The sequence below is a fragment of the Streptomyces sp. EDA2-14 genome, assembly GCF_054963755.1.
In genome coordinates, this window is sequence record NZ_JBUEGE010000019.1 from 189,679 (window position 1) to 200,247 (window position 10,569).

Here is a 10,569-nt window from a genome sequence, read left to right on the forward strand (position 1 = left end):
CGCGCCGTGGTACGGTTTCAGCACAACGGCGCGGGGTGGAGCAGCTCGGTAGCTCGCTGGGCTCATAACCCAGAGGTCGCAGGTTCAAATCCTGTCCCCGCTACTGAAATCGAAGGCTCGGAAGCTAAGGCTTCCGGGCCTTCGGTGCGTCGGGCCCCCTGTTGTCATGAGCCGCTGGCATGTGCGAAGCGTGTGCGAACGATGCTCCCCTCGGGGGGAGTTGAGCAAACTGTGTTTCACTTGTCTCCCTGTGGGCATGTCGACAAAACGCTGAAGTGACCTCACTGGCTGCGGTATACGAGGTGTACCCAGGTTGCAGGTGGTGCGACGATGGACGTTATGGGGGACAAGGCAACTCTGTTGGAGACAGGGCGGTTTGTGCAGCCGACTGATCGGGACGAACCCGGCGAGGCTGCGGAAGAAGCACGCCAGCGGCTGGCCGCGGAGGCCGGCGACGTCGAGGCGATGAGCGTCCTCGGCGCCATGCTGCTGCGCCGCGGAGATCCCGACGGAGCCGAGCCCCTCCTGCGTGCTGCCACCGGAGCCGGTGACCGGGCGGCGGCCAACAATCTCGGAGTCCTGCTCCACCAGCGCGGCTACGCGGAGGAGGCCGCAGGCTGGTGGCGCATCGCCGCCGTCGCGGGCTCCGCGCCCGCCGCGCACGCCCTGGGCCGGTACTTCCGCGAGCGGGGCGACGAGCCCGCCGCCGAGTACTGGCTGCGCCAGGCCGCCGAGCACGGCCACACCCTGGGCGCCTACGCGCTCGCCGATCTCCTGGAGCACCGCAGCGACGTCGGCGCGGAGCGGTGGATGCGGGTCGCCGCGGAGCGCGGGCACCGCGAGGCCGCGTACCGGCTCGCCCGCGCCCTCGACCGCAAAGGGGGCGCCGATGTGCTCGTCTCCGGGGACGGCGACAACCCGGCGGAGGAGGCCGAGCAGTGGTACCGGCAGGCCTCCGCGCGGGGACACCGGCGGGCCGCCCTGCACCTCGGTTCGATCCTGGAGAAGCGCGGCGACCTGAAAGAGGCCGGGCGCTGGTACCTGACGTCCGCCAAGGACGGTGAGGCGCGCGCCGCGTGCGCCCTCGCCTTCCTGCTGCGCGACGCGGGGGACGAGGAGAGCGCCGCCGTGTGGTGGCTGCGCGCCGCCCAGGACGGCGACGGCAACGCGGCGAACGCGCTGGGCGCGCTGCACGCCCAGCGGGGCGAGACGCAGACCGCCGAGCGCTGGTACCGCGCCGCCATGGACGCGGGCGACAACAACGGCGCGTACAACCTCGGGCTGCTCTGCGCCGAGCAGCAGCGCACCGCGCAGGCCGAGGGCTGGTACCGCCGTGCCGCCTACGCGGGTCACCGCGAGGCGGCCAACGCGCTCGCGGTGCTGCTCCTGCAGAACGGGGACGCGGTCGGCGCCGAGCCCTGGTTCTCCAAGGCGGCGGAGGCCGGCAGCGTCGACGCGGCGTTCAATCTCGGGATCCTCTACGCGGGTCGAGACGACGAAGAGGCCGCCCTGCAGTGGTACGAGCGGGCCGCGGCCGGTGGGCACACCGAGGCCGCGCTGCAGGCCGGGATCGCGCGCCAGCGCGAGGGCGACGAGCAGGCCGCCGAGCGGCATCTGCGGTGTGCGGCCGGGGGCGGCAGCCCGGAGGCCGCGTACCGGCTCGCCTCGCTGCTCGACGTGCGGCGGCCGCCTCCTGTCCGGCACGAGCTGGGGGAGCCCGTCACCGAGAAGAGCGAGTGCGAGGAGTGGTACGAGCGGGCCGCCGAGCACGGGCACCGGCGCGCGCAGGTGCGCGTCGGGATGCTGGCCGCCGCGCGCGGCGATGTGGTGGAGGCGGCGCGCTGGTACCGCGAGGCCGCGGAGGCCGGGTCGCGGAACGGGGCGTTCAACCTGGGGCTGCTGCTCGCCCGTGAGGGGAGCGAGCCGGAGGCGGCGCTGTGGTGGACGCGGGCGGCCGATGCGGGGCATGGGCGGGCGGCGCTTCGGCTCGCGTTGCTGTGCGCGCGGCGGGGTGATCTCGCCGAGGGGCAGAAGTGGGCCTCGCAGGCGGTCGAGCTCGGCCCTGCGGAGGTTGCGGAGCGGGCGGGTCGGTTGCGGGACGCGTTGCGGCAGGAGTTGTCGGCGTAGCGCTGCGGCAGGCTGGACCGGGGTGTCCGGCTGCGCCGTGGCGGGCCCGACGCGTGTGCACCCTGCACCGGGCGCCGCCTTGCCCACCCTGCCGCCCAAGGCGGCAGATTGCCCAAGGCGGTGGGCGTCGTCGGCCTCGGGGAAGCGATTTGCGCTGGTCGGGGGCGTCGCGTAAGGTTGTGAACACAACGGCGCGGGGTGGAGCAGCTCGGTAGCTCGCTGGGCTCATAACCCAGAGGTCGCAGGTTCAAATCCTGTCCCCGCTACTGAAGACCTGAGGCCCGGAACCATGACTGGTTCCGGGCCTCAGGCATGTTCGGGGCTACTTGTGGCCCACCGCCTCCTCGTACAGCTTCCTGTTCACCGTCTTCGCCTCCGGCAGCGGATCCCCCTCCGCGACGCCCGCCGCCTTGTACGCCGCCTGCAGCCGGTCCGTCGTGCCGGAGCGGATCTCCCAGTCCATCCGCAGGGACGGCGTCTCCTCCAGGACCTTCTTGTCCGTCTTCAGCAGGCCGGCCAGCTCGGCCACGAAGGCGGGGTCCTTCTTGTAGTCGTCCCGGAAGTACGTGTTCACGGTGCGGATGTACGCGCGCAGCAGCGCGACGCCCGCGTCCGGGTCCTTGCTGAGGAGGTTCGGGCCGAACAGCATGCCGCCGAGCGGCTCGCCCTGCGGCTGGCCGCCGAGGAACGCGTAGCGCTTGTCGCCGTCGACCTTGCGCCAGATCGGGTCGAGGAGCCAGGCCGAGTCGACGCCGCCGTTCTGCAGCCCGGTCAGCACGTCCGCCGAGCCGAGCTGCTGGAACTGGATCTTGTCGAGGCCGCCGCCGTGCTTCTTCAGGGCGATGTTCATCGGGTACGAGGCGACCGAGCCCTTGCCGATCAGCGTGCCCATCTTCTTGCCCGCCATCCGGACCTGCGACGCGCTCTGCCCCTTCTTGAGGCGCACCCAGAGCCCGCTCTTGGACTTGGGGTCGGGGGAGAAGTTGCCGGACACCCACTTGATGTCGAAGCCGCCGAGGATGCCGTTCATGACGGCCGCCTCCGGGGCGGCCCACTGGGCGTCGATGTCGCCCTTGGCGAGGAGGGGGAGGGCGTCGGGCGTGGGGAGGACCTTCAGCTTCACATCGAGGCCCTCCTTCTTGAACTCGCCCTTCTTGACCGCCATCTCCAGCGGCGCCACGTACTCGGCGCTCAGCGTGCCCGTAGCGATCGTGAGCTTGCGGGGCTTGGTGAGCTTGACCGGGGCCGGGGCGCCTTTGTCGCAGCGGGCCGGCTCGCGGTCCTTGGCGCGGTCCGCCGGGTCGGTCCAGGAGCCCTTGCCGCAGCCCGCGACCGCCTTGATCGCGCGGGGCTTGGCCGCGGCGTCGGACGGGGTGTCGTTCTTCGCGCAGGACGCCGTGCCGAGCAGCAGGGCGCCGACCGCGAACAGGGTCGTACCCGCGTATGTCGTACGTACGTGTCTGGTGCGCATGGAGCCTCCGTACAGAGAGCCGAGGGGACGTCAGGACTGGCCGCGGCCGCGGTCGCGTGGGGCCCAGGGGGTGAGGAAGCGGCCCGCCAGGCGCACCAGTTCGGAGAAGAGGACGCCGAGCACGGCGACGCAGACGATGCCGACGAACATCACGTCGTTCTGGAAGAGGGCGCGGGCGTCGAAGATCAGATGGCCCAGGCCGTCGTTGGCCGCGATCTGCTCCGAGGCGACGATGACCAGGACCGCGACACCCGCCGCGATGCGCGCGCCGACCAGGACCGCGGGGAGCGAGGCGGGGAGCAGCACGTGCCGGAACATCTGCCACGGGGAGGCGCCGAAGACCTGCCCCGCGTCCCGGTGCCCGCTGGGCACGGAGATGACCGCCGCCATCGTCGAGATCCACACGAAGAAGAAGACCGTCGCCGCGACGAGGGCGATCTGCGGGCCCTCGCCGAGGCCGAACATGTTCAGGAAGATCGGCAGGAGGGCGAGCTTCGGCACGACGTAGAGAGCGTCGAGGAGGGGTTCGAGGGCCGCGCGGACCAGGGAGATCGAGCCCATGAGGAGGCCGAGGAGGTAGCCCGACACGGTGCCGATGACGTAGCCCGCGAGGACCCGCTTCAGGGTGGCCCAGACGTCCGGCCACAGTTCGCCGTCGGCCGCGCGCTGCCAGCCGTCGGCGAGGATCGTCGACGGGGCCGGGTAGATGCGCTCGTCGATCCAGGACTGGGAGGCCGCGAGCTGCCAGAGCAGGATCAGGACCACCGGGACCGCGAAGGCGAGCGAGAGTTCGAGGGCGCGGCGCCTGTGCCGCGCGCGGGTGGGGTGCAGTTCCTCGGGGCCGGGAGCGCGGACCAGCAGGTCGTCCGGGGCCTTGGTCTGGGTGAGGGAGCTCATGCCGGGACCGCCTCCTGGTGCACCTCGCCGCGCAGCAGGTCCCACAGCTCGCCCTTGAGGGAGGTGAACTCGGGGGTGTCGCGGATGTCACCGGTGCGCGGGCGTTCGAACGGCGGCCTGCGCTCGGCGATCACGCGACCCGGCCGGGCCGACATCACCAGGACCCGGTCGCCGAGGACGATCGCCTCTTCCAGGCTGTGCGTGATGAACAGCGTGGTGGTGTGCGTGGTCTGGGTGAGCTCCAGCAGCTCGTCCTGGAGGATCGTGCGGAGCTGGGCGTCCAGGGCCGCGAAGGGCTCGTCCATGAGGAGGATCTCCGGCTCCACCGCCAGCGCCCGCGCGATCGCGACGCGCTGGCGCATGCCGCCGGAGAGGGCGGAGGGGTAGGCGTCGGCGAAGTCGGCGAGGCCCATCCGGGCGAGCCAGTCGCGGGCGCGGGTGTTCGCCTCCTTGCGCGGGACCTTCTGGATGTCGAGGCCGAAGCGGACGTTGGCGAGGACCGTCTTCCAGTCGTAGATCCCGTAGTCCTGGAAGATCATGGCGGCCGGGCGAGGGCTCGTCGTGCGGATCTCCAGGGTGCCGCCGGAGGGGCGGGTGAGGCCCGCGGCGATCCGGAGCAGGGTGGACTTCCCGCAGCCCGAGGGGCCGACCACGCAGACGAACTCGCCGGGGGTGACCGTCAGGTCGAGGGGGCCGAGGGCGTGCGTGGCGCCGAATGTCCTGGTGAGTGCGCGGGCTTGGAGCTTGGGATGCATGGGCCCTCCGGGGTGCGGCGGATTCTCGTGGGCGACCGCGAGAATATGACGGCCCGTCAGATTGCGGAAGGGGGTGCGTGGTTGACGCATGCATCAAGAGGTCCGGTGGCCTGTGGGCGCACAACAAAAGGCCCGCACCTCACGGTGCGGGCCCAAGGTAGTGGAGAGTGAAGCGCTACACCTTCGCCGAGCAGTTCGGGCACAGTCCCCGGTACGTGACCTCGACGTCCGAGATCGTGAAGCCGAAGCGCTCGTCGGACGGCAGGGCCGTCAACGGGTTGCCCGTCGGGTGGACGTCGCGGATCTGGCCGCACAGGTCGCAGACCAGGTGCTGGTGCGGGCGGTGCGCGTTCGGGTCGTAGCGCTTGGCGCGCTTGTCCGTCGCGACCTCGATCACCTCGCCGAGCGAGACCATCTCGCCCAGTGTGTTGTAGACGGTGGCCCGGGAGATCTCCGGTAGCTTCGCGGCGGCGCGCGCATGCACCTCGTCGGCGGTGAGGTGCACGTGGTCCCCGTCGAGAACCTCGGCCACGACGCGCCGCTGTGCGGTCATCCGCCAGCCGCGTCCGCGCAGCCGTTCCAGCAGGTCACTCATAAGGGCCAGCCTAACAGTCGGGGGACCGTGGCCCCGAACGGATGTGACTTTGGAGCATTCCTTGACTTAGACATTGTCCATTGTAGGATCAGACTCGGCTATAGCCAAGCGACAGGACCACTCGGGAAGGGCCCCCAATGTCCGAGAATCACGAAGAATTTGTTACGGACCCCAACGCGGAGGCGGGCGGTTGCCCCGTCGCGCACGGCCGGGCGGCGCACCCGACGCAGGGTGGTGGCAACCGCCAGTGGTGGCCCGAGAGCCTCAACCTGAAGATCCTTGCGAAGAACCCGGCGGTGGCGAACCCGCTCGGTGAGGACTTCGACTATGCCGAGGCGTTCAATTCCCTCGACCTCGCGGCGGTGAAGCGCGACATCGCCGAGGTGCTGACGACCTCCAAGGACTGGTGGCCGGCCGACTTCGGTCACTACGGCCCGCTGATGATCCGTATGGCCTGGCACTCCGCCGGTACGTACCGGATCAGCGACGGCCGCGGTGGCGCGGGCGCGGGTCAGCAGCGCTTCGCCCCGCTCAACAGCTGGCCGGACAACGGCAACCTGGACAAGGCCCGCCGGCTGCTCTGGCCCGTGAAGAAGAAGTACGGCCAGAACATCTCCTGGGCCGACCTCCTCATCCTTACCGGCAACGTCGCGCTGGAGACCATGGGCTTCGAGACCTTCGGCTTCGCCGGCGGTCGCGAGGACGTGTGGGAGCCGGACGAGGACGTCTACTGGGGTCCCGAGCAGATCTGGCTCGACGACAAGCGCTACACGGGCGACCGCGACCTCGAGGACCCGCTCGGCGCCGTCCAGATGGGCCTCATCTACGTCAACCCCGAGGGTCCGAACGGGAACCCGGACCCGATCGCCGCGGCCCGCGACATCCGTGAGACCTTCCGCCGCATGGCGATGAACGACGAGGAGACCGTCGCCCTCATCGCCGGTGGTCACACCTTCGGCAAGACGCACGGCGCGGGCGACGCCGACCTGGTCGGCGCCGAGCCCGAGGGCGCGCCGATGGAGCAGATGGGCCTCGGCTGGAAGTCCGGCCACGGCAAGGGCAAGGGCCGCGACGCCATCACCTCCGGCCTCGAGGTCACCTGGACCGAGACGCCGACCCAGTGGAGCAACTACTTCTTCAAGAACCTCTTCGAGTACGAGTACGAGCTCACGCAGTCCCCGGCCGGCGCCAACCAGTGGGTGGCGAAGAACGCCGAGGCGATCATCCCGGACCCCGAGGACGCGTCGCAGAAGCGTCTGCCCACGATGCTCACCACGGACCTCTCGCTGAAGTTCGACCCGATCTACGAGCCGATCTCGCGGCGCTTCTACGAGAACCCGGAGGAGTTCGCGGACGCCTTCGCCCGCGCCTGGTACAAGCTGACGCACCGTGACCTGGGTCCGGTCGTCCGCTACCTCGGCCCGGAGGTCCCCTCCGAGGAGCTGCTCTGGCAGGACCCGCTGCCGGCGCGCGAGGGCGAGGTCATCGACGCCTCCGACATCGCGACGCTCAAGCAGCAGATCCTGGCCTCGGACCTCACGGTCCCGCAGCTGGTGTCCGCCGCCTGGGCCGCGGCCTCCTCCTTCCGCGGCGGCGACAAGCGCGGCGGTGCCAACGGCGCCCGTATCCGCCTCGAGCCGCAGCGCGGCTGGGAGGTCAACGACCCGGAGAGCCTCGCGCAGGTGCTGCGCGTGCTCGAGGGCGTCCAGGAGTCCTTCAACTCCGCGGGCGGCAAGAAGGTCTCCCTGGCCGACCTGATCGTGCTCGCGGGCTCCGCGGCCGTCGAGCAGGCCGCCAAGGACGGCGGCGTCGACGTCGAGGTGGCGTTCACGCCGGGCCGTGTCGACGCCACGCAGGAGCAGACGGACGTCGAGTCCTTCTCGGCCCTGGAGCCGAAGGCCGACGGCTTCCGCAACTACGTGGGCAAGGGCAACCGCCTCCCGGCGGAGTTCCTGCTCACCGACAAGGCGAACCTGCTGACCCTCAGCGCGCCCGAGATGACCGTCCTCGTCGGTGGTCTGCGCGTCATCGGGATCAACGCGGGCGGGTCGAAGCACGGCGTCCTGACCGAGCGTCCGGGCGTTCTGAGCAACGACTTCTTCGTCAACATCACGGACATCGACACACAGTGGAAGTCGACGTCGAAGGCGCAGGACGAGTTCGAGGGCACCGACGCGTCGGGGCAGGTCAAGTGGACCGGCACCCGTGCCGACCTGGTCTTCGGTGCCAACTCCGAGCTGCGTGCGCTCGCCGAGGTGTACGCGAGCGACGACGCCAAGGAGAAGTTCGTGAAGGACTTCGCCGCAGCGTGGAGCAAGGTCATGGACCTCGACCGGTTCGACGTGCGCTGATCACCACCGCGCACTGAGCGGTACTGAGCAGTGAGGGCCGGCTCCCTTCGGGGGAGCCGGCCTTCGCGCGTGTCACACCGGTACGCGTGTCACACCGGCAGCGGTGCCTGCTGGTTCCGGGCCGGGGCCCAGCGGCGGATGATGTCGCGGACCGAGACGATGCCGGCCGGCTCCTGTCCGTCGAGCACGATGAGATGCCGGAAGCCGCCGTGCGCCATGGCGGCGGCCGCCTCCTCCACGGTCCACGACGGGGCGGCGAAGACGACGTCCGTCGTGGTGTGGGCGCCGGCGGTCTCCAGGTCCGGATTCTGGTTCTTTCCCAGGGCGTTGAGGATGTCGCGCTCGGTCAGGATGCCGATGCCGTAGCCGTCCGGGTCGAGGACGACGGCGGCGCCGACGCGGCGGGCGGACATCAGCCGGGCCGCCTGGCGCAGGGTGTGGTTGGGTCCGATGGTGAGGACCATCGTGCTCATGGCGTCACGGACGAGCATGGATGGAGCCACCTTCCTGTGTGAGGTACTTGTGCCACCGGGCTCGTGGAGAACGAGAAATGGTTCACAAGTTCACAAGTGGGGGGACTCTCAGAGTTGCAGGTAAAGGGAGTGTCAACAAGGGGGCGCGTGGCGCGAGTTCAGGCGTGCGGGTAGCTCAACGCGACGTGTGCAGGTAGCTGAGCAACTGGTCGTGGAGCAGACCGTTCGAAGCCGCCGCGTTGCCGCTGTGCGGGCCGGGGCGGCCGTCGAGCCCGGTGTAGCTGCCGCCCGCCTCGGACACGACGATCGAGGGCGCCGCCATGTCCCACAGGGAGAGCTCCGGTTCGGCGCACAGGTCGACCGAGCCCTCGGCGACCATCATGTACGGCCAGAAGTCCCCGTAGCCGCGCGTGCGCCACACGGCCCGCGTCAGGTCGAGGAACCCGCCGAGCCTGCCCTGCTCCTCCCAGCCGGTCAGCGAGGAGTACGCGAACGAGGCGTCCTCCAGGCGGCCCACGTTCGAGACGTGGATGCGCGACGCGGAGGTCAGGCTGCGGCCCGTGTACGCGCCCGCTCCCTTCGCCGCCCACCAACGGCGGTTGAGCGCCGGGGCGGAGACGACGCCGACGACCGGCTGGTAGCCGCCCTCGCCGGCCTCCATCAGGGAGATCAGCGTCGCCCAGACCGGGACGCCGCGCACGTAGTTCTTGGTCCCGTCGATCGGGTCGATGACCCAGCGGCGCGGGCCCGTGCCCTGTACCCCGTACTCCTCGCCGAGGACCGCGTCACGCGGTCGCGCCCGCTGGAGGTTGCCGCGGATCAGCTCCTCGGCCGCCTTGTCGGCCTCGCTCACCGGCGTCATGTCCGGCTTGGTCTCCACCTTCAGGTCGAGTGCCTTGAACCGGTCCATCGTCGCGGCGTCGGCGACGTCCGCGAGGACGTGGGCGAGACGCAGATCATCTTGGTAGTCGGGCATGAGTGAACAGTATCGATCGTGGTACGCCGACTGCTACAGGGACCGGTCCCCCGGCGGGCCCGGTGCGACGGGCGAGAGGCCTTGACAGTGCGTACGAGCGCGTCAACTCTGGCCACACAGGCCTTACGGACCCGGCGAACCGGGGAGGCGACGATGCCTGCAGCGCGGGAATCCCTATTGGACGCGGCCTACACGGCGCTCGCGCGGCGACCGTGGGGCGGGGTGCGCATGGTCGACGTGGCGGCGGTCGCCGGGGTCTCCCGGCAGACCCTCTACAACGAGTTCGGCAGCAAGGAGGGGCTTGCCCGTGCGCTTGTGCGCAGGGAGGCCGACGCCTATCTCGCGGGTGTCGACCGGGCCTTGAAGGAGGGCGGGCTCGACGGGGTCGCCGAGTGGACCGTCTCCAGTGCGCGGCGCAATCCGCTGGTACGGGCGGCGCTCACGGGGTGCTGGAGCGAGCGGCTGCCTTCGCCGACGTTGTCCGCCGTGCCGTCCTCGTCGTCCGTGCCGGCGCAGCGGAGGGCCGACGGGCCGCTGCCGGGGCCCGGGGACTTCGTGGTCGCGGTGCGGGACCGGAGCGTGGCGGCGCTCGGGGTGCCGGGGGTGGCCAAGAGCGATGCGGAGGCGTTGGCGCGGGACTGCGAGGTGGCGGTGCGATTGGCCTTGTCGTGCGTGATGGCTCCGCCGGGGGACGGGGGGACGGGGCGGCTCGTCCGTGAGGCGCTGGGTCGCGCGCGCGGCGCGAGCTGATCCAGGGCCGGCACATCAAGCCCCTGCGGCGCTTGAGCAGCAGGGTGCGGGGCGGAGCCCCGCGGTCGCCATGGGCGGGGCGGCCGAGCGGTGCCGGGTGCGGCCCGGCAGGGCCTAGGGCCCTTCTGACGGATCAGGCTGGACCCGGAGGGCCGCACCATCCGGCTCCGCGAT

Annotated in this window: 9 protein-coding genes and 2 tRNA genes; 5 read left to right on the plus strand and 6 right to left on the minus strand. The window is 70.9% G+C overall.

The genetic code is table 11. From position 1 onward, the window contains the following. The first annotated feature begins 29 nt into the window (after positions 1–29). The 3 genes from ACY34M_RS33680 (at position 30) to ACY34M_RS33690 (ending at position 2,393) form a co-directional block, all read left to right on the plus strand. Positions 30–103: transfer RNA gene (locus tag ACY34M_RS33680), tRNA-Met, on the plus strand. 227 nt (positions 104–330) lie between these two features. Next, positions 331–2,127 (plus strand): tetratricopeptide repeat protein, encoded by a 1,797-nt coding sequence (locus tag ACY34M_RS33685; protein WP_462722022.1) that lies wholly within the window; start codon positions 331–333, stop codon positions 2,125–2,127. 192 nt (positions 2,128–2,319) lie between these two features. Beyond that, positions 2,320–2,393: transfer RNA gene (locus ACY34M_RS33690), tRNA-Met, on the plus strand. Positions 2,394–2,449: 56 nt separating this feature from the next. Here the strand turns inward: ACY34M_RS33690 and ACY34M_RS33695 are convergent. The 4 genes from ACY34M_RS33695 to ACY34M_RS33710 form a co-directional block, all read right to left on the minus strand. After that, positions 2,450–3,598 carry an ABC transporter substrate-binding protein gene (locus tag ACY34M_RS33695; protein WP_462722021.1) on the minus strand — a complete coding sequence of 383 codons (1,149 nt, stop codon included), beginning with the start codon at positions 3,596–3,598 and terminating at the stop codon, positions 2,450–2,452. 30 nt (positions 3,599–3,628) lie between these two features. Continuing rightward, a complete protein-coding gene (locus tag ACY34M_RS33700) occupies positions 3,629–4,495 on the minus strand; it encodes an ABC transporter permease (protein WP_462722020.1) in 867 nt (288 codons plus the stop codon). Continuing rightward, complete coding sequence (locus ACY34M_RS33705) at positions 4,492–5,250, minus strand: ABC transporter ATP-binding protein (protein WP_462722019.1); 759 nt, start codon at positions 5,248–5,250, stop codon at positions 4,492–4,494. The genes ACY34M_RS33700 and ACY34M_RS33705 overlap by 4 nt, the downstream gene beginning before the upstream one ends. Positions 5,251–5,425: 175 nt before the next feature. Continuing rightward, the gene (locus ACY34M_RS33710; RefSeq protein ID WP_462722018.1) at positions 5,426–5,845 is read right to left on the minus strand and encodes a Fur family transcriptional regulator; all 420 of its coding nucleotides are present in this window, start codon (positions 5,843–5,845) and stop codon (positions 5,426–5,428) included. Between the two features lie 137 nt (positions 5,846–5,982). On the opposite strand from ACY34M_RS33710, the gene katG reads away from it, so the two are divergent. Then, the gene (katG, locus tag ACY34M_RS33715) at positions 5,983–8,196 is read left to right on the plus strand and encodes a catalase/peroxidase HPI (protein ID WP_462722017.1); all 2,214 of its coding nucleotides are present in this window, start codon (positions 5,983–5,985) and stop codon (positions 8,194–8,196) included. A gap of 89 nt (positions 8,197–8,285) precedes the next feature. Here katG and ACY34M_RS33720 read toward each other — a convergent pair whose 3' ends face one another. Then, entirely contained in the window at positions 8,286–8,687 is a 402-nt protein-coding gene (locus tag ACY34M_RS33720; RefSeq protein WP_462722016.1) for a CBS domain-containing protein, read from the minus strand. Positions 8,688–8,844: 157 nt separating this feature from the next. Next, positions 8,845–9,645, minus strand: a complete 801-nt coding sequence (gene hisN, locus ACY34M_RS33725; RefSeq protein WP_462722015.1) for a histidinol-phosphatase — start codon at positions 9,643–9,645, stop codon at positions 8,845–8,847. Positions 9,646–9,798: 153 nt separating this feature from the next. Here hisN and ACY34M_RS33730 point away from each other — a divergent pair, with 153 nt between their 5' ends. Then, a complete protein-coding gene (locus ACY34M_RS33730; protein WP_462722014.1) occupies positions 9,799–10,395 on the plus strand; it encodes a TetR/AcrR family transcriptional regulator in 597 nt (198 codons plus the stop codon). The last annotated feature ends 174 nt before the right edge of the window (positions 10,396–10,569 follow it).

Coding starts and splice junctions, on each gene's coding strand:
- ACY34M_RS33720 (WP_462722016.1), bottom strand. CDS start 8,687: ATGCTCGTCCGTGACGCCATGAGCACGATGGTCCTCACCATCGGACCC.
- ACY34M_RS33710 (WP_462722018.1), bottom strand. CDS start 5,845: ATGAGTGACCTGCTGGAACGGCTGCGCGGACGCGGCTGGCGGATGACC.
- ACY34M_RS33705 (WP_462722019.1), bottom strand. CDS start 5,250: ATGCATCCCAAGCTCCAAGCCCGCGCACTCACCAGGACATTCGGCGCC.
- ACY34M_RS33685 (WP_462722022.1), top strand. CDS start 331: ATGGACGTTATGGGGGACAAGGCAACTCTGTTGGAGACAGGGCGGTTT.
- katG (WP_462722017.1), top strand. CDS start 5,983: ATGTCCGAGAATCACGAAGAATTTGTTACGGACCCCAACGCGGAGGCG.
- ACY34M_RS33695 (WP_462722021.1), bottom strand. CDS start 3,598: ATGCGCACCAGACACGTACGTACGACATACGCGGGTACGACCCTGTTC.
- ACY34M_RS33700 (WP_462722020.1), bottom strand. CDS start 4,495: ATGAGCTCCCTCACCCAGACCAAGGCCCCGGACGACCTGCTGGTCCGC.
- ACY34M_RS33730 (WP_462722014.1), top strand. CDS start 9,799: ATGCCTGCAGCGCGGGAATCCCTATTGGACGCGGCCTACACGGCGCTC.
- hisN (WP_462722015.1), bottom strand. CDS start 9,645: ATGCCCGACTACCAAGATGATCTGCGTCTCGCCCACGTCCTCGCGGAC.